This window comes from Blastococcus sp. TF02A-26 (assembly GCF_003319125.1).
GTDB lineage: Bacteria > Actinomycetota > Actinomycetes > Mycobacteriales > Geodermatophilaceae > Trujillonella.
Genome location: NZ_QOHG01000030.1, coordinates 19271 through 36328, shown reverse-complemented (window position 1 = coordinate 36328; position 17058 = coordinate 19271). Strand labels below are relative to the sequence as shown.

At 73.8% G+C, this 17058-nt stretch carries 19 protein-coding genes; 13 read left to right on the top strand and 6 right to left on the bottom strand.

Annotated features, from left to right (window positions below):
• Window positions 1-115: integrase core domain-containing protein (locus DQ240_RS22470; protein ID WP_147262063.1), on the top strand; the 115-nt coding region annotated here is incomplete at its 5' end.
• Window positions 116-128: 13 nt separating this feature from the next.
• On the opposite strand, the gene DQ240_RS22465 is transcribed toward DQ240_RS22470, so the two are convergent.
• Window positions 129-701, bottom strand: coding sequence for a GrpB family protein (locus DQ240_RS22465; RefSeq protein WP_113841938.1), 573 nt, complete (start codon window positions 699-701; stop codon window positions 129-131).
• 41 nt (window positions 702-742) lie between these two features.
• Window positions 743-1246 carry a peptidoglycan DD-metalloendopeptidase family protein gene (locus DQ240_RS24170; RefSeq protein WP_233498915.1) on the bottom strand — a complete coding sequence of 168 codons (504 nt, stop codon included), beginning with the start codon at window positions 1244-1246 and terminating at the stop codon, window positions 743-745.
• 313 nt (window positions 1247-1559) lie between these two features.
• Between DQ240_RS24170 and rpsB the strand changes: the two genes are divergently transcribed.
• From rpsB to DQ240_RS22435, 5 genes are all read left to right on the top strand, one after another.
• Window positions 1560-2486: a 30S ribosomal protein S2 gene (gene rpsB, locus DQ240_RS22455; RefSeq protein WP_113841936.1), complete on the top strand. Its 927-nt coding sequence runs from the start codon at window positions 1560-1562 to the stop codon at window positions 2484-2486.
• 102 nt (window positions 2487-2588) lie between these two features.
• On the top strand, window positions 2589-3404 hold the full coding sequence (gene tsf, locus DQ240_RS22450; RefSeq protein ID WP_113841935.1) for a translation elongation factor Ts: 816 nt from the start codon (window positions 2589-2591) through the stop codon (window positions 3402-3404).
• A gap of 137 nt (window positions 3405-3541) precedes the next feature.
• A complete protein-coding gene (gene pyrH / locus DQ240_RS22445) occupies window positions 3542-4303 on the top strand; it encodes a UMP kinase (RefSeq protein ID WP_113841934.1) in 762 nt (253 codons plus the stop codon).
• A gap of 90 nt (window positions 4304-4393) precedes the next feature.
• On the top strand, window positions 4394-4951 hold the full coding sequence (frr, locus tag DQ240_RS22440) for a ribosome recycling factor (RefSeq protein WP_113841933.1): 558 nt from the start codon (window positions 4394-4396) through the stop codon (window positions 4949-4951).
• 20 nt (window positions 4952-4971) lie between these two features.
• Window positions 4972-6021, top strand: coding sequence for a phosphatidate cytidylyltransferase (locus DQ240_RS22435; protein WP_233498914.1), 1050 nt, complete (start codon window positions 4972-4974; stop codon window positions 6019-6021).
• On the opposite strand, the gene DQ240_RS22430 is transcribed toward DQ240_RS22435, so the two are convergent.
• From DQ240_RS22430 to DQ240_RS22420, 3 genes are read right to left on the bottom strand one after another with little or no spacing between them, the layout of a single operon-like run.
• Window positions 6018-6347 (bottom strand): DUF952 domain-containing protein, encoded by a 330-nt coding sequence (locus DQ240_RS22430; protein WP_113841932.1) that lies wholly within the window; start codon window positions 6345-6347, stop codon window positions 6018-6020. The two genes, DQ240_RS22435 and DQ240_RS22430, sit on opposite strands and share 4 nt — an antisense overlap.
• Window positions 6344-7099 (bottom strand): polyphosphate kinase 2 family protein, encoded by a 756-nt coding sequence (locus tag DQ240_RS22425; protein WP_113841931.1) that lies wholly within the window; start codon window positions 7097-7099, stop codon window positions 6344-6346. Before DQ240_RS22425 ends, DQ240_RS22430 begins: the two co-directional genes overlap by 4 nt.
• Before the next feature lie 32 nt (window positions 7100-7131).
• Window positions 7132-7776 (bottom strand): RNA methyltransferase, encoded by a 645-nt coding sequence (locus DQ240_RS22420; protein WP_199589471.1) that lies wholly within the window; start codon window positions 7774-7776, stop codon window positions 7132-7134.
• A gap of 33 nt (window positions 7777-7809) precedes the next feature.
• On the opposite strand from DQ240_RS22420, the gene rlmN reads away from it, so the two are divergent.
• Window positions 7810-8988: a 23S rRNA (adenine(2503)-C(2))-methyltransferase RlmN gene (gene rlmN, locus DQ240_RS22415; protein ID WP_113841943.1), complete on the top strand. Its 1179-nt coding sequence runs from the start codon at window positions 7810-7812 to the stop codon at window positions 8986-8988.
• The gene (locus DQ240_RS22410; RefSeq protein ID WP_113841929.1) at window positions 8985-9704 is read left to right on the top strand and encodes a VIT1/CCC1 transporter family protein; all 720 of its coding nucleotides are present in this window, start codon (window positions 8985-8987) and stop codon (window positions 9702-9704) included. The genes rlmN and DQ240_RS22410 overlap by 4 nt, the downstream gene beginning before the upstream one ends.
• Before the next feature lie 95 nt (window positions 9705-9799).
• Here the strand turns inward: DQ240_RS22410 and DQ240_RS22405 are convergent, their stop codons facing one another.
• Entirely contained in the window at window positions 9800-10126 is a 327-nt protein-coding gene (locus DQ240_RS22405) for a DUF2631 domain-containing protein (protein ID WP_113841928.1), read from the bottom strand.
• 294 nt (window positions 10127-10420) lie between these two features.
• On the opposite strand from DQ240_RS22405, the gene dxr reads away from it, so the two are divergent.
• The 5 genes from dxr (at window position 10421) to DQ240_RS22380 (ending at window position 17052) form a co-directional block, all read left to right on the top strand.
• The gene (dxr, locus tag DQ240_RS22400) at window positions 10421-11617 is read left to right on the top strand and encodes a 1-deoxy-D-xylulose-5-phosphate reductoisomerase (RefSeq protein ID WP_113841927.1); all 1197 of its coding nucleotides are present in this window, start codon (window positions 10421-10423) and stop codon (window positions 11615-11617) included.
• On the top strand, window positions 11586-13022 hold the full coding sequence (locus DQ240_RS22395; RefSeq protein WP_113841926.1) for an RIP metalloprotease: 1437 nt from the start codon (window positions 11586-11588) through the stop codon (window positions 13020-13022). The genes dxr and DQ240_RS22395 overlap by 32 nt, the downstream gene beginning before the upstream one ends.
• A gap of 89 nt (window positions 13023-13111) precedes the next feature.
• Entirely contained in the window at window positions 13112-14248 is a 1137-nt protein-coding gene (ispG, locus tag DQ240_RS22390) for a flavodoxin-dependent (E)-4-hydroxy-3-methylbut-2-enyl-diphosphate synthase (RefSeq protein WP_369832030.1), read from the top strand.
• Between the two features lie 7 nt (window positions 14249-14255).
• Window positions 14256-15107 (top strand): DUF4081 domain-containing GNAT family N-acetyltransferase, encoded by an 852-nt coding sequence (locus DQ240_RS22385; protein ID WP_113841925.1) that lies wholly within the window; start codon window positions 14256-14258, stop codon window positions 15105-15107.
• Between the two features lie 49 nt (window positions 15108-15156).
• Window positions 15157-17052 (top strand): penicillin-binding transpeptidase domain-containing protein, encoded by a 1896-nt coding sequence (locus DQ240_RS22380; RefSeq protein ID WP_113841941.1) that lies wholly within the window; start codon window positions 15157-15159, stop codon window positions 17050-17052.
• The last annotated feature ends 6 nt before the right edge of the window (window positions 17053-17058 follow it).

Below are 17058 nucleotides of genomic sequence, written 5' to 3'. Positions count from 1 at the left end.
CAGCAACGACCAGCGCGCCGCCGCACTTGCTCCCTGGATCGAGCACTACAACACTCAGCGCCGCCACAGCGCACTCGGCGGTCAGCCACCGGTCAGCCGCCTGGCACCAACCTGATGGCTCGGTACACCTAGCGCCGGTCCCCGGTGGTCGCGCGCCAGGAGCGCGCCCGCTGGAGGACCTCACGGATCACGTCGGTCTTGGCGTCCGCGTAGTCGTTCATGTCCGACCACGGTCTCCGGGCCAGGTCACGCTTGGTCCGGGCGTACAGCTCACGGTCCGCCCGGTCGTGGCGGAGCCAGTCCCTGAGATCGAGGTAGTCGGCGATCGCCCGGTGACCCGCCGCGTAGAGGTGCACGTGCACGTCCCGGCCGGGGGTGCGGACCATCCGGTGCTCCGGTTCGCGGACACGGAGGACGAAGCCCGCGTCCTCCAGCGCCGGGAGGTACGCCGGCTCGTCCTCGACGTCGGCGACCACGACCAGCACGTCGACGATCGGCTTGGCCGCGAGCCCCGGCACGGAGGTGCTCCCGATGTGCTCGACGTCCAGGGCCGCGGACCCGAGGGCTGCCCGGATGCGGTCGCGGACGGCTCGGAACCGTGCGGGCCACTCCGGGTCGGGGTCGGTCACGACGATCGTCACCGGCTCGCGACCACCGATCAGGACCGAGTCGAGGTACGCCTCCCGATCCACGTCGGTCATGGGGAGGACGCTAGGCGCCGGCTGCTGACGAGCGGGACAGCTCACGCCGGGGGGAGCAGCCGGACCCTCGGCGGGCGGAGCAGCAGCAGCGGGTCGAGGTAGGTCTCGCCCCGGCGCAGACCCCAGTGCAGGCACGCCTCCGCGGGACAGCCCCCGTGCCCCGCGGCGAGCGTGCCGAGGGGTGAGCCACGGGCCAGCGCCTGCCCCGCGCCGACGGTCGGGTGCACCGGCTCGTACGTCGTCCGCAGGCCGCCGGGGTGGTCGACGCTGACCACCGGCCGGCCGGCGACCATCCCGGCGAACGCGACGACGCCGTCCCCGGCGGACAGCACCGCGACTCCTGGGGCCGCCGCCAGGTCGACGCCGCGGTGCCCCGGCCCGTACGGCGAGGCCGGCGCCTCGAACGGCCGGGTGACGTCGAGTGCCGCCAGCGGCGGGCTCCACAGCGACCCGGCGGGGACCGGTGCCACCGGCTCCGCGACCGCCGGAGCGGGGGCGAGCAGGCAGCCGAGCGCGAGCAGCACGGCGAGCAGGCGGGACGGCACACCCGGACCCTGGCCGGCGGCGGCTCCCGCGGGGGTGACGGGACGGAGGATGTGGACGAACGGCAGCCCGGTGGACGGCCGGGGGAGCTGCCCGGGCCGGGGCGTATGCTGGCCGGTGCGACCCGTCCAGGCGGGTCGACTTCGCGCGCCCCCGTACCCCGCCGCAGTCCAGCGGGGTGGTCGCCACCTCGGTCCCCGCGGTCCTCCGCGGGGTGGTGTGGCTCCCGGGGCGCCAGGGCGGCGCACCACCCGGTGCCCGCGACAACCGAGACGCGCGACCGCCCGCGGTCGCGTGCGCCACAGAGAGACCACCATGGCAGTCATCAGCATGAAGCAGCTGCTCGACAGCGGCGTCCACTTCGGGCACCAGACCCGTCGCTGGAACCCGAAGATGAAGCGGTTCATCTTCACCGAGCGCAACGGCATCTACATCATCGACCTGCAGCAGACGCTCGGGTACATCGACAACGCCTACGAGTTCGTCAAGCAGACGGTCGCGCACGGCGGGTCGATCCTCTTCGTCGGCACCAAGCGCCAGGCGCAGGAGCCGATCGCCGAGCAGGCCGCGCGGGTCGGGATGCCCTACGTCAACCAGCGCTGGCTGGGCGGCATGCTCACCAACTTCCAGACCGTCTTCAAGCGCCTCGAGCGCCTGAAGGAGCTCGAGGACATGGAGCAGACCGGCGTGCTGGTCAGCCTCTCCAAGAAGGAGCAGCTCGTCCTCAGCCGCGAGAAGGCCAAGCTCGAGCGCTCCCTCGGCGGCATCCGCGACATGAAGAAGGTGCCCAGCGCCATCTGGATCGTGGACACCAAGAAGGAGCACATCGCCGTCGGCGAGGCGCGCAAGCTGAAGATCCCGGTCGTCGCGATCCTCGACACCAACTGCGACCCCGACGAGGTCGACTACAAGATCCCGGGCAACGACGACGCGATCCGCAGCATCTCGGTGCTGACCCGCGTGGTCGCCGACGCCGTCGCCGAGGGCCTCATGGCCCGCTCGGCCGCGGAGGCCAACGCCGGCCGCGAGGACGGCGCCCAGCCCGCGATCGGCGGCGGCGAGCCGCTGGCCGACTGGGAGCGCGAGCTGCTGACCGGCCAGACCGGCGAGGCGACCGCCACCGAGCTGCCCGAGACGCCGGCCGTCCCGCCGACGGTCACCGCCGACGAGGTCGCCCCGGTCGAGGGCGTGCCCGCCACCGGCAGCACCGAGACCGGCACCCAGGGCGCCCAGAACGGCTGACTGAGGACCCCCTCGCCCCCCGTCGCTCGCACGCTCGCGGCGGGACCCTGCGAGGGGGCCTTCCAGGCTCCCCCACGCATCGACACTTCCGAGGAAGAGGACATGGCTGACTTCACCGCAGCCGACGTCAAGCGTCTCCGCGACGCCACCGGCGCCGGCATGATGGACTGCAAGAAGGCGCTCACCGAGGCCGACGGCGACTTCGACAAGGCCGTCGAGCTCCTGCGCATCAAGGGCGCCAAGGACGTCGGCAAGCGCCTCGAGCGCTCGACGACCAACGGCATCGTCGTCAGCAAGGACGGCGCCCTGCTCGAGATCGACTGCGAGACCGACTTCGTCGCCAAGAACGCCGACTTCGTCAAGCTCGGCGAGCGGCTGCTCGACATCGTCCTGGCCCAGAAGCCGGCCGACGTCGAGGCGCTGCTGGCCCTCGACGTCGACGGCCAGACCGTCGCCGCGCTGATCGAGGCCGAGTCGGCCCGCATCGGCGAGAAGCTGGTCCTGTCCCGCTTCGCCGTCTTCGAGGGCACCACCGCCACGTACCTGCACAAGCGGGCCACCGACCTCCCCCCGGGGATCGGTGTCGCCGTGCAGTACAGCGGCGGTTCCGAGGAGGCCGCGCGCAGCCTGGCGATGCACATCGCCGCGGCTCGCCCGCGCTACCTCACCCGCGAGGAGGTCCCGGCCGAGGCGGTCGAGACCGAGCGTCGCGTCGCCGAGCAGACCGCCAAGGAGGAGGGCAAGCCCGAGCAGGCGATCACCAAGATCGTCGAGGGTCGGGTCAACGCCTACTACAAGGACTTCGTCCTGCTCGAGCAGCCGTCGATCACCGAGCCCAAGCGCACGGTCAAGCAGATCGTCGACGAGGCCGGCCTGACCGTGGAGCGGTTCGCCCGCTTCGAGGTCGGCCAGGCCTGAGCAGCGCAGCACAGCATGATCACCGGCCCCGTCCCCTCCCTGGGGGCGGGGCCGGTGGTGTGTCCGGGCCCGGCTGTGGGACCCGGGCACATCGGGCAGGATCACCGCCGAACGTCGTCGAACGAGGGACTGAACAGTTGACCGACACCGTGTCCGCCCCCACCGCCTTCCAGCCCGCCGACGGCACCGGCTACCAGCGGGTGCTGCTGAAGCTCTCCGGTGAGGCCTTCGGGGGCGGCAAGGTGGGCGTCGACTCCGGGATCGTGCACAGCATCGCCCAGCAGCTGGCCGACGTCGTCCACGCCGGGACCCAGGTGGCGATCGTCGTCGGCGGGGGCAACTTCTTCCGCGGTGCCGAGCTGGCCCAGGCCGGGATGGACCGCCGGCACGCCGACTACATGGGCATGCTCGGCACGGTCATGAACGCCCTGGCGCTGCAGGCCTTCTGCGAGCAGGTCGGCCTGGAGACCCGGGTGCAGACGGCGATCACGATGGGACAGGTCGCCGAGCCCTACATCCCGCGCAAGGCCGTCCGCCACCTGGAGAAGGGCCGGCTGGTCATCTTCGGCGCCGGTGCCGGCATGCCGTACTTCTCCACCGACACCGTGGCCGCCCAGCGCGCGCTGGAGATCGGCTGCCAGGTGCTGCTCATGGCCAAGAACGGCGTCGACGGCGTCTACGACGACGACCCCCGGCGGAACCCCGACGCCAAGCTCTACACCGACCTGGACTACGGCACCGTCCTGGCCGACGAGCTCAAGGTCGCCGACGCGACGGCCATCAGCCTGTCCATGGAGAACCGGATGCCGATCGTCGTGTTCAACCTGCTCCAGGACGGGAACATCGCCCGGGCGGTCGCGGGTGAGAGGATCGGCACGCTGATCAGCACGCCCGCCTGAGCGAGCACGCTCGGACACGGCGCTGACGGCACACCGGAGCACAGAGGAGAGGCGGCCCACCGAGGCGCCGCCCGCAGGAGGGACAGACCCGTGATCGACGACACCCTGCTCGACGCCGAGGAGCGGATGGACAAGGCCCTGTCGGTCGCTCGGGAGGACCTCGGGTCGGTCCGGACCGGTCGCGCCGCGCCGTCCATGTTCAACCGGATCGTCGTCGACTACTACGGCGCGCCCACCCCGGTGGCGCAGATGGCCAGCATCACCGTGCCCGAGGCCCGGATGGCGGTCATCAAGCCCTACGACAACGGCCAGCTCGGCGCCATCGAGAAGGCCATCCGCGACAGCGACCTGGGCGTCAACCCGACCAACGACGGCCAGATCATCCGCGTGGTCTTCCCGCAGCTCACCGAGGAGCGGCGGCGCGACCTGGTGAAGATGGCCCGGGCCAAGGGCGAGGACGCCAAGGTCGCGATCCGCAACATCCGCCGCCGCAGCAAGGAGGAGCTCGACCGCATCGCCAAGGACGGCGAGGCCGGCGAGGACGACGTGCGCCGCGCGGAGAAGGAGCTCGACGACCTCACCGCCCAGCACACGAGCGCCATCGACGACGCGGTCAAGAACAAGGAGAGCGAGCTCCTCGAGGTCTGAGCGACTCCACCACCGCCGCCATGAGACGCGAGTCCGACACCGGTCCGCTCCCGCTGAGCGGCCGCCCGGGGCGGCCGCCCGTGCCGGACGCGCCCGTCGTCCCCCCGACGGCCGAGATCGCCGTGCCCGCGCGTCCGGTCGTCCCGCCCGCCGGCGGGGCGCCGACCGTGGAGGCGCAGGCCGTCGGGGTCCCGGCGGCGGAGGTGTCGCCGGCCGACGTCGGGGAGCCGACCCAGGAGGTCCCCGCGGCGGCGCCGGCGACCGGCCGGGCCGGCCGGAACCTCACCGCCGCGATCGGCGTGGGGCTCGGGCTCGGCGCGGTCATCCTGGTGTCGCTGCTGGTCTACCGCCCGGCGTTCCTGGTCGTGGTCGGGGCCGCCGTCCTCGTGTCGGTCGTCGAGCTCACCCGCGCCCTGCGGGCCGGAGACGCCGCTCCGCCGCTGGTCCCGGTCCTGGTCGGTGCCGTGGCGATGGTCGTGCTCGCCTGGACCCGGGGCGCGACCGGGCTGGTCGTCGCCTTCCTGCTGACCGTGCTCGCCGTGCTGCTGTGGCGGCTGGGCGAGGGTCCGGTGGGCTACCTGCGCGACGCCTCCACCGGGGTGCTGGTCGCGCTCTACGTGCCGTTGCTGGCCGGCTTCGCCGTCCTGCTGCTGGTGCCCGACGACGGCGCCACCCGGGTGATCCTGTTCATCGCCACCGTGGTCGGCAACGACGTGGGTGGCTACACCGCCGGCGTGCTCTTCGGGAAGCACCCGATGGCCCCCACGGTGAGCCCCAAGAAGTCCTGGGAGGGGATGGCCGGTTCGGTGCTGGCCTGCATCGCCGTCGCCACCCCGATCGTCACCCTGGCGCTCGACGGGCCGTGGTGGGGCGGCGTGCTCTTCGGCGCGGCCCTGGCCGTGAGCGCGACCCTCGGCGACCTGGGGGAGTCCCTCATCAAGCGGGACCTCGGCATCAAGGACATGGGCAACCTGCTGCCCGGCCACGGCGGTCTCATGGACCGGATGGACTCGCTGCTGCCCTCGGCCGCGGTCGCCTGGCTGCTGCTGTCCTGGGTCGTGCCGGTCTAGGGCAGGGCCACGCCCGGTTCGTACGGCACGACCGCGACGACCGCGGAGACCGGCAGCGGGCCGTACAGGTGGGGGAAGCGCATCGCCTCCGGATCGCCCGGCGCCCCGGGCTCGAACCGGACCGGGTCGGACAGCCGCTCCGGGTCGACGACGAGTAGCAGCAGGTCCCGGCGGCCGGGGAACAGCCGGGCCGCCGGCAGGTGCACCTGGTCCGGCGTGGACAGGTGCACGAAGCCGACGTCGTCCAGCGAGGGCGGCCGCACCGCTCCCGTCTCCTGCGCGGCGTGCCAGTCGGCGGGCTCGATCAGGTGGACGAGCGGGCTCATGCGGCGTCGGGGTCGATGCCGCGGTCGCGCAGCGCCGTCTCGATGGCCTCGCACACCGTGCGCACCACGAACACCCGCGCCCACCGCTTGTCGTCGCCGGCGACCACGTGCCAGCGCGCGACGGGGATGTCGGTGCGGTGCAGCATCTCCTCGACCGCGGCCTCGTAGGCGCCGCGCTTCTCGCGGTTGCGCCAGTCCTCGTCGGTGAGCTTCCACGCCCGCAGCGGGTCGTCGCGGCGGGACTCGAACCGGCGCAGCTGCTCCTCGGGCGAGACGTGCATCCAGAACTTGACGAGGATCACGCCCTCGGCGGCGAGCGAGGTCTCCAGGTCGACGATCTCCCCGTAGGCCCGCTGCCAGGCCGCCTCCGGGGCGAAGCCCTCCACCCGCTCGACCAGCACCCGGCCGTACCAGGTGCGGTCGAGCACGGCCATCCCGCCCCAGCCGGGCAGCACGGGCCAGAACCGCCACAGGAAGTGGTGCCGCTTCTCGTCGTGCGTGGGGGCGGCGAACTGGGCGACCCGCACGTGCCGAGGGTCCAGCTCCTCGACCAGCCGCTTGATGGCGCCGCCCTTGCCGGAGGCGTCCCAGCCCTCGAAGAGCACGCACAGCGGCGGGCCGAGCTCGCCACCCAGCTGGCCACCGAGGCGCAGCCGCAGCTGCACGAGGCGGCGCTGGGCGGCGTGCAGCTGCTCCTTGGCCTCCTTCTTGTCCAGGCGCAGCGACAGGTCGACGTCGGCGAGGCGGCTCATGTCCGGCAGCCTCGCCGCTGCGGCCGCCGCTGTCACGCCGGAGCGGGCCCGCCGTGCTGCCGGATCCAGGCGTGCATGGCGATGCCGGCCGCCACGCCCGCGTTGATCGACCGCGTCGAGCCGTACTGGGCGATCGACAGCACGCCGTCGGCCAGGTCGCGGGCGGCGTCGGACAGGCCGGTGCCCTCCTGCCCGAACAGCAGCACGCAGGCGCGCGGCAGCGGCTCGGTCTCCAGCGGCCGGGCACCGGGCAGGTTGTCGACGGCGAGCACCGGCAGCCCCTCCTCCCGGGCCCAGGCGGCGAGCGCCGCGACGTCGGGGGAGTGGTGCACGTGCACGTACCGGTCGGTGACCATCGCCCCGCGGCGGTTCCACCGCCGGTTGCCGACCACGTGCACGCCGGCGGCCTGGAAGGCGTTGGCGGTGCGCACGACCGTCCCGATGTTCAGGTCGTGCTTCCAGTTCTCGATGGCGACGTGGAACGGGTGCCGGTGGGTGTCCAGCTCGGCCACGACCGCCTCGACGGTCCAGTAGCGGTAGCGGTCGGCCACGTTGCGCCGGTCGCCGTGCGCCAGCAGCTCGGGGTCGTAACGGGGGTCGTCGGGCCACGGCCCCTCCCAGGGGCCCACGCCGACGTCGTCCACCGCCGGGGTGAGTTCCCTCTCGGCGTCGGCCACCCGACGCACGCTAGTGGGACCATGGACGACGCCATGACAGCCCTGCCCCTGGTCTTCGACGCCCCCCGCCGGGGCAAGCCGCCCCGCCACCTCGCCGACCTCACCCGCGAGGAGGCGCGCGCCGCCGTGGCCGAACTCGGCCAGCCGGCCTTCCGCGCCGACCAGCTGTCCCGGCACTTCTACCGCGGCACCACGGACCCGGCGCAGATGACCGACGTCCCCGCCGCCGCCCGGGAGACCCTCACCGCGGCGCTGCTGCCCGGCCTGCTCACCCCGGTCCGGCACCAGGCGGCCGACGGCGGGCGCACCCGCAAGACCCTGTGGCGGCTGCACGACGGCGCGCTGGTCGAGAGCGTCCTCATGCGCTACCCGGACCGCGCCACCGTCTGCATCTCCAGCCAGGCCGGCTGCGGCATGGCCTGTCCCTTCTGCGCCACCGGCCAGGGCGGGCTGACCCGCAACCTGTCCGCCGCCGAGATCATCGGCCAGGCGGTCGCCGCCGCGCGGGCGATGGCCGACGGCGACCTGCCCGGTGGCCCGGGCCGGCTGTCCAACGTCGTCTTCATGGGGATGGGCGAGCCGCTGGCCAACTACGCCCGCGTCCGCACGACCCTCCAGGCGCTGTACAGCCCCGCCCCGCACGGCCTCGGTCTGTCGCAGCGGTCGATCACCGTCTCCACCGTCGGCGTGGTGCCCGGGATCCGGAAGCTCACCGAGGAGGGCCTGTCGGTCACCCTCGCGGTGAGCCTGCACGCCCCCGACGACGAGCTGCGCGACACCCTCGTGCCGATCAACACCCGCTGGAAGGTCGCCGAGGTGGTCGCCGCCGCCGACGCCTACGCCGAGCGCACCGGCCGCCGGTACTCGATCGAGTACGCCCTGATCCGCGACGTGAACGACCAGCCGGAGCGGGCCGACATGCTCGGCCGGCTGCTCGCCCGCCGGCGGGCGCACGTCAACCTGATCCCGCTGAACCCGACGCCGGGCAGCCCGTGGGACGCCAGCCCGCTGCCCGCGCAGCGCGTGTTCGTGGCCCGGCTGCGCGCCGCCGGTGTGCCGACGACGGTGCGCGACACCCGCGGACAGGACATCGACGGCGCCTGCGGTCAGCTCGCCGCGGCCGACCTGGCCGAGGGCGTCCCCAGCGTCGCCGTCGTCCCGCCGGAGCCGCTCGAGCCCCCGATGGAGCTCGGCGCGGAGGGCGACGAGTGACCGCCTCTGCGGCGGAGGAGACCGACACCCACGGGCACACCCACGCCGACGTCTCCGGCGGGTGGCTGCGGCCGGCCGTCTTCGGCGCGATGGACGGGCTGGTCACCAACACCGCGCTCGTCGCCGGCGTCGGCGGCGGGGGAGCGGCGCCCCGGGCGATCGTGCTGGCCGGCGTCGCCAGTCTCGTGGCCGGTGCCATCTCGATGGCCCTGGGCGAGTACACCTCGGTGAAGACGCAGAACGAGCAGCTCGACCTCGAGGTCGCCAAGGAGCGCCGGGAGCTGCAGCGCAACCCGGGCGGCGAGCTCCAGGAGCTGGTCCACCAGCTGCGCACCCGCGGGGTCGACGAGGACCTCGCGCAGCAGGTCGCCGTCCAGCTCTCCCGGGACCCGGAGACGGCGCTGCGGCTGCACGTCGTCGCCGAGATGGGCGTGACCGTCGACGACCAGCCGTCGCCGCGGGCGGCGGCGCTGTCCTCGCTGCTGACCTTCGCCGTGGGCGCGGCCGTCCCGCTCGTGCCGTACCTGCTGGGCTCGACGCTGCTGTGGGTGGCGCTGCTCTCCGGGGGGCTGGGCCTCGCGGTGGCCGGTGCGCTCTCCTCCCGCTTCACCCCGCGGCCGTGGTGGTTCGCCGGAGGCCGGCAGCTCCTGTTCGGGGCGCTGGCCAGCCTGGCCACCTACCTGATCGGCCTGGCGATCGGCGTCACCGCCACCTGAGCCCCCGCCGGGGCAGGTACCCCACCGCAGGTCCGGAACGCACAGGAGGCCCGCCCCCGGACGGGGACGGGCCTCCTGGAGCCGTTCGGCTCAGGTCACTTCGCGCGCCAGGCGTTCTTCCGGCGCCGCCAGTCCCAGATCAGGATCACGATCATGCCGACGCCGATGCCGACGACCCAGATGTCCTCGACCCGGCCCTCGTGGTTGCCCACGAGGTAGGCGAACATGAACAGCACGGCGATCCAGGCGCCGAACCGGCCGGCCCGACCGGTCTCGCCGTGCCAGCCCCACTCCTCGGGCCGCTCGTGCTGGACCGGGTGCGAGTCGGCGCGGACGACGCCCTCCTCGCGGTTGGGCTGGTTGACCCGCTCGGTGTCGGGGTGGTCGATCGTGATCCGGTCCCGGTGGGTCTGCTCGCTCACGTGCTCTCCTCGCTGCGCTCGTCGCGCCCGCTCGCGACGCTGCTGTGTCCTCGGCCGGCTCGCAAGCTCGCCGCCTGACCAATACTGCCAGTCCGCCCGCGCGCCTACCGCACGAGGCCGGGGCGCGTCGTCGGGGAGGATGAGCGGCGTGAGCGGACAGGCGCGTGAGCATCGCAGCGAGGCGGGCGCCGACAGGGAGGGAGCATCGCAGCGAGGAACGAGCGAGGAGCGGACCGACCGCGGAGGAGGCCTGGGCATGGTCGCGAGGAGCGGAGCGGGCCGCAGGAGCGAACCGTGACACCGCGTGAGGTCACGGTGCTCGGCTCGACCGGGTCGATCGGGCGGCAGGCGATCGCCGTCGCCGAGCAGAACCCCGACCGGCTGCGCATCACCGGCCTCGCCGCGGGCGGCGGGAACGTCGGGGAGCTGGCCGACCAGGCGCTGACGCTGGGCGTCCGCACCGTCGCCGTCGCCCGCGCGACGGCCGCGCAGGACCTGCAGCTGGCGTTCTACGCGGCGGCCTCGAAGCGCGGCTGGGCGACGGGGGAGTACGCGCTGCCGGAGATCCTCGCCGGTCCGCGCGCCGCGGAGGAGCTCGCCGCCCGGCCGGCGGACGTCGTCCTCAACGGCATCACGGGGTCGATCGGCCTCGGCCCCACCCTCTCCGCGCTCGCCGCGGGCCGCACCGTCGCGCTGGCCAACAAGGAGTCCCTGGTCGCCGGCGGCGACCTGGTGCTCGCCGCGGCTGCCCCCGGCCAGCTGGTGCCGGTCGACTCCGAGCACTCCGCGCTGGCCCAGTGCCTGCGCGGCGGCGACCGCGGTGAGGTGGCCCGCCTGGTGCTCACCGCCAGCGGCGGGCCCTTCCGTGGGCGCAGCGCCGACGACCTGGCCGACGTCACCGTCGAGCAGGCGCTCGCACACCCGACCTGGGCCATGGGCCCGGTCGTCACGATCAACTCGGCCACGCTGATGAACAAGGGCCTGGAGCTCATCGAGGCCCACCTGCTGTTCGGCGTCCCCTACGCCGACATCGACGTCGTGGTGCACCCGCAGTCGATCGTCCACTCGATGGTCACCTTCGCCGACGGCGCCACCATCGCCCAGGCCAGCCCGCCGGACATGCGGCTGCCCATCGCGCTGGCGCTGGCCTGGCCGGACCGGCTGCCGCACGTGCAGCCGGCGCTGGACTGGTCGACCGCGTCCGCGTGGGAGTTCGCGCCGCTGGACGACGAGGCGTTCCCCGCCGTCCGCCTCGCCCGCCGCGCCGGTGAGGCCGGTGGCGTGGTGCCGGCGATGTTCAACGCGGCCAACGAGGAAGCCGTCGACGCCTTCCTCGCGGGTCGGCTCGCGTTCCGGGGCATCGTGGACCTCGTCGCGCGTACCCTCGACGACGCGCCGGACCTCGGCGCTCCCACCTGCGTGGACGACGTCCTGGCCGCGGAGCGGTGGGCCCGGCAGCATGCCCGCGCCGCGATCGGCCAGCAGATGTGACGGAGGGCGTGCACTGAGCGGGTTCCTGCTGACGGTCCTCGGCATCGTCGCGTTCGCGATCGGCCTGCTGTTCTCCATCGGCTTCCACGAGTACGGCCACTTCATGTGGGCCCGGAAGTTCGGCATGCGGGTGCCGCAGTTCTTCGTCGGGTTCGGCCCGACGGTCTTCTCGCGCACCCGCGGTGAGACCGAGTTCGGCATCAAGGCGATCCCGATGGGCGGCTTCATCCGCATCGTCGGCATGATCCCGCCGGCCGAGGAGGGCGAGAGCAAGCGCGCCACCCGCATGCGGACGTTCATCGCCGAGGTCCGCGGGCAGGCGCTCAACGACGTCCGCCCCGGGGACGAGGGCCGGGTCTTCTACGCCAAGCCCTGGTGGCAGCGGGTCGTGGTCATGTCGGCCGGGCCGCTGCACAACCTGCTGCTGGCGATCGTGTTCTTCGCGATCACGCTCACCGCCATCGGCACCAACGTCATCACCACGCAGGTGCGCGCGGTGCCCGCCTGCGTCGTCCCGGCCAACGCGCAGAGCATCGACCGGGCGGCGGCCGACGACAGCGACGTCTGCGACATCCCGATCGTCACCAGCGGGGCGGACGCCGGCGAGGTCTGCGAGGAGGGCACCCCGAACTGCGCGCTGCCCGTCGCCAGCCCCGCCGCCCGCGCCGGGCTGCAGCCCGGCGACACGATCGTCGCCGTCGGCGGTGAGTCGGTCGACCCGGAGGACCACGACAGCTGGACGACGGTCCAGCAGGCCATCCGCAACTCGCCCGGCGAGGAGCTCACGCTCACCATCGAGCGCGACGGGGAACGCCGCGACCTCACGGTCACCCCCATCGAGAACACCGTCGTGAACGACGACGGCGACGGCACGATGACCGCCGGCTACCTCGGGATCAGCCCGGTCCCCGGCTTCGCCCGCCAGTCGATCGGCGAGCTGCCGTCGTACTTCGGCGACGTCGTCGTCCGCTCGATCGACCGGCTGGTGGAGATCCCCGAGCGGGTCCCGCAGCTGTTCCGGGCGGCCTTCCTCGGCGAGGAGCGGGACGAGAACGGCCCGATCGGTGTGGTCGGCGTGGGGCGGATCTCCGGCGAGGTGTTCGCCATCGACGACTACAGCACGAGCCAGAAGATCAGCTTCTTCCTCAGCCTGCTGGCCAGCGTCAACCTCGTGCTGTTCCTGTTCAACCTGCTGCCGATGTACCCGCTGGACGGCGGGCACGTGGCGGGGGCGCTGTACGAGAAGGCCCGCTCGACGGTGGCCCGCTGGCGCGGCAAGCCCGACCCGGGGCCGTTCGACATCGCCCGCCTGATGCCGGTCGCCTACGTGGTGGCCGGGTTGTTCATCGCGCTGTCGGGCCTGCTGCTCGTGGCCGACATCGTCAACCCGATCACCCTGCAGTAGCGCCTCCCGCGCACGTCACAGCCGTCTCCGGGGCACCGGCGGCTGCGCGGGGGATACTGGGTGCCATGGCCATCCCCGTCGGTCTCGGCATGCCCGCAGCTCCTCCGCCCGTCCTGGCCCCGCGCCGGAAGACGCGGCAGCTGGACGTGGGCGGCGTCGGCGTGGGCAGCGACTCGCCGGTCAGCGTGCAGTCGATGACGACGACGAAGACCGCCGACGTCAACGCGACGCTGCAGCAGATCGCCGAGCTCACCGCGGCCGGCTGCCAGATCGTCCGCGTCGCGGTGCCCGACACCGACGACGCCGAGGCGCTGCCGGAGATCGCCCGGCACTCGCAGATCCCGGTCATCGCCGACATCCACTTCCAGCCGCGCTACGTCTTCGCCGCGATCGACGCCGGCTGCGCCGCGGTACGGGTGAACCCCGGCAACATCAAGAAGTTCGACGACCGGGTCGGCGACATCGCCGCGGCGGCCAAGGACGCCGGCATCCCGATCCGGATCGGCGTCAACGCCGGCTCGCTCGACAAGCGGCTGCTCGCCAAGTACGGCAGGGCCACGCCCGAGGCGCTGGTCGAGTCGGCGCTGTGGGAGTGCTCGCTGTTCGAGGAGCACGACTTCCGCGACATCAAGATCTCGGTCAAGCACAACGACCCGGTCGTCATGGTCCGCGCCTACGAGCTGCTCGCCGCCCAGTGCGACTACCCGCTGCACCTGGGCGTCACCGAGGCGGGCCCGGCCTTCCAGGGCACGATCAAGTCCGCCGTCGCCTTCGGGGCGCTGCTCAGCAAGGGCATCGGCGACACCATCCGCGTCTCCCTCTCGGCCCCGCCGGTCGAGGAGGTCAAGGTCGGCACCCAGATCCTGGAGTCGCTGAACCTCCGCCAGCGCGGCCTGGAGATCGTCAGCTGCCCGTCGTGCGGCCGCGCCCAGGTCGACGTCTACAAGCTCGCCAACGAGGTCACCGCCGGGCTCGACGGCCTGGAGGTCCCGCTGCGGGTCGCCGTCATGGGCTGCGTCGTCAACGGCCCCGGCGAGGCCCGCGAGGCCGACCTCGGCGTCGCCTCGGGCAACGGCAAGGGCCAGATCTTCGTCAAGGGCGAGGTCGTCAAGACCGTGCCGGAGTCGCAGATCGTGGAGACGCTGATCGAGGAGGCCCTGCGGCTCGCCGGCCAGCAGGCCGACGACGGCGTCCCCTCCGGGCCGCCCGTCGTCACCGTCGGCTGAGGACGCGGTGCTCCGCTCGCCGACGGCCCGCGTCCTGGACGAGGCCGACGAGGCCGCGGTCCGCCGGCTGCTCGACACCGATCCCGTCGCCGCCTGCGTGATCGCCGGTCGGGTCGAGCGCGCCGGCACCGCCCCGCCGGCCCTGGGCGCTCCGCTGTGGGGCTTCGGCAGCGGCCCCGACCTGGACGCCGTGTGCCTCGCGGGCGCCAACCTGATCCCGTTCGCGCTGCCGGGCACCGAGCAGGCGGCCGCGGCGGCCTTCGCCGAGCGGGCGCGCCGGGCTGGCCGCCGGTGCTCCACGATCGTCGGGCCGGCGGTCGCGGTCGACCCGCTGTGGGCGCTGCTCGCCCCGCACTGGGGCCCGGCCCGCGACCACCGGCCGCGACAGCCGCTCATGGCCATCGAGGGCCCACCGGCGGTCGCGCCGGAGCCCCGCGTGCGCCCGGTGCGCCCCGACGAGGTCGACGTCCTCTTCCCGGCCGCGGTCGCCATGTTCACCGAGGAGGTCGGGGTCAGCCCGCTGCGCGGGGACGGCGGCGCCGGCTACCGGGCGCGCGTGACCGACCTGGTCCGGGCGGGGCAGTCGCTGGCCTGGATCGAGGACGGCCAGGTGCTGTTCAAGGCCGAGATCGGTGCGGTGTCCCGGGCGGTCTGCCAGGTGCAGGGCGTCTGGGTCTCCCCGGCCGTGCGCGGCCGCGGCATCGGCACGGCGGGGACCGCGGCCGTCGTCGAGTACGCCCGGTCGGCCATCGCCCCGGTGGTCAGCCTCTACGTCAACGACTTCAACGCCCCGGCCCGCGCCTCCTACACCCGGGTCGGCTTCCGCGAGGTCGGCCGGTACGCCAGCGTGTTGTTCTGACGCCTGAGCCCGCCCGGCCGGACGGGGATGGGAAGGTGACTCCGTGGGGATGCGACGGGGAACGGTCCTGGCCTCGGCACTGAGCCTGCTGGCGGTTCCGGTGCTGGCCGCCTGCTCGGGCGACTCGGACGACGACGCGGTGCGCGACGCCGCCGAGGCGTTCCTGGCCGACTGGGCCGACGGCGACACCGCGGCCGCCGCCGGGGCGACCGACGACCCGGACGCCGCCACCGCACTGCTCGAGCAGACCGCGACCGACCTGCCGGAGGCGACGCTCGCCGCCGAGCTGGGCGACGTCGAGGTCGGCGACGACGGCACCGCCACCGCCGCCTGGACCGCCACCTGGGACCTCGCCGCCGCTCCGGAGTGGAGCTACGAGGCGACCCTGCAGCTGCGCGAGGACGGCGACGACTGGCAGGTCGTGGCCGAGCCGACCCTCGTGCACCCGGAGCTGGCCGAGGGGCAGCACCTGCAGCTCAGCCGGGAGCTGCCCGAGCGGGCGGCGCTGACCGACGCCTCCGGGGCGCCGATCTTCGTCCCGACCGAAGTCGTCCGGGTGGGCGTCGACCCGGGCGGGGTCACCGACCTCCCGGCCCTGGCGGCCGCGCTCTCCGCTGCGACGGGGATCTCCGCCGAGGAGATCACCGCCGACGTCCAGGCCGGCCAGCCGGGGCAGTTCGTCTCCGTCATCGACCTCCGGCGGCCGGACTTCGAGCGCATCCGCGCCCAGGTCTTCGACCTCCCCGGGACCACCTTCCCCGTCGAGACGCGGCTGCTGGCCCCCTCGCCGCGCTTCGCCGTCGCGCTGCTCGGCCGGATCGGTGAGGCCACCGCCGAGATCCTCGAGGAGACCGCCGGCGACGACGGGCCGCTCTACGCCGCCGGTGACCGGCTCGGCACCTCCGGCCTGCAGCGGGCCTTCAACGAGCAGCTGACCGGGACCGCCGGCTTCACGGTGAGCGTCGTCAGCCTCGACGAGGGCACCGGCGACGAGGGGGTCGAGGTCGGGTCCGCCGAGCCGGTGCCCGGCCAGCCGCTGCAGACGCCGATCGTGCCCGTCCTCCAGCTCGCCGCCGAGGCCGCGGTCGCCACCCAGCCGCTGGCCACCCACCTGGTCGTCGTCCGCCCCGGGACGGGGGAGCTCCTCGCCGTCGCCTCCAACGAGGCCGCCAACGCCGGCAACGCGCTGACCGGGCAGTTCCCGCCGGGGTCGAGCATGAAGACGATCACGGCGACGGCGCTGCTGACCGCCGGCGCGCTCACCCCGCAGACGCCCGTCCCGTGCCCGGGGACCACGGTCGTCGAGGGCCGCGAGTTCGAGAACCAGGACCAGTTCGACCTGGGCACGGTCCCGTTCACCGAGGCCTTCGCGGAGTCCTGCAACACCACCTTCATCCAGCAGTCGTCGGGGCTGCCCGACGACGCCCTGGCCGCCGCCGCGACGTCCTACGGCGTGGGAGCGGACTGGCAGGTGCCCGTGGACCTCTTCAGCGGCAGCGTGCCGTCGGACAGCACAGGGACGACGAAGGCGGCCAACGCCATCGGTCAGGGCCAGGTGCTGATGAGCCCGGTCCAGATGGCCCTCGTCGCGGCCGGCATCGCCAGCGGCACCCCCGCGGCGCCGGTCGAGGTGGTCGGCGGGGAGCCCGCCGGCGCCGCCCCGGCCGGTCCCGCGCCCGCGGTGCTCGACGCGCTGCGGCCGATGATGCGCGAGGTGGTCCTCAGCGGTACCGCCTCCGCGCTCGCCGACCGCGGGGAGGTCTACGGCAAGACGGGGACCGCCGAGTTCGGCCAGGCCACCCCGCCGGAGTCGCACGGGTGGTTCGTGGGCTACCAGCTGGCCGGCCCGCAGGGGGACATCGCCTTCGCCGTCCTCGTCGAGGCCGGGCAGTCCAGCAGCGCGGCCGTCGGCGTCACCGACGCGTTCCTCGGCGGCCTGGGCTGAGCGGCC

Coding starts and splice junctions, on each gene's coding strand:
- DQ240_RS22380 (WP_113841941.1), top strand. CDS start 15,157: ATGCGACGGGGAACGGTCCTGGCCTCGGCACTGAGCCTGCTGGCGGTT.
- DQ240_RS22430 (WP_113841932.1), bottom strand. CDS start 6,347: ATGAGCCCGCTCGTCCACCTGATCGAGCCCGCCGACTGGCACGCCGCG.
- DQ240_RS22435 (WP_233498914.1), top strand. CDS start 4,972: ATGAGACGCGAGTCCGACACCGGTCCGCTCCCGCTGAGCGGCCGCCCG.
- rpsB (WP_113841936.1), top strand. CDS start 1,560: ATGGCAGTCATCAGCATGAAGCAGCTGCTCGACAGCGGCGTCCACTTC.
- DQ240_RS22465 (WP_113841938.1), bottom strand. CDS start 701: ATGACCGACGTGGATCGGGAGGCGTACCTCGACTCGGTCCTGATCGGT.
- DQ240_RS22425 (WP_113841931.1), bottom strand. CDS start 7,099: ATGAGCCGCCTCGCCGACGTCGACCTGTCGCTGCGCCTGGACAAGAAG.
- ispG (WP_369832030.1), top strand. CDS start 13,112: ATGCCCGCAGCTCCTCCGCCCGTCCTGGCCCCGCGCCGGAAGACGCGG.
- rlmN (WP_113841943.1), top strand. CDS start 7,810: ATGACAGCCCTGCCCCTGGTCTTCGACGCCCCCCGCCGGGGCAAGCCG.
- DQ240_RS22395 (WP_113841926.1), top strand. CDS start 11,586: ATGCCCGCGCCGCGATCGGCCAGCAGATGTGACGGAGGGCGTGCACTG.
- tsf (WP_113841935.1), top strand. CDS start 2,589: ATGGCTGACTTCACCGCAGCCGACGTCAAGCGTCTCCGCGACGCCACC.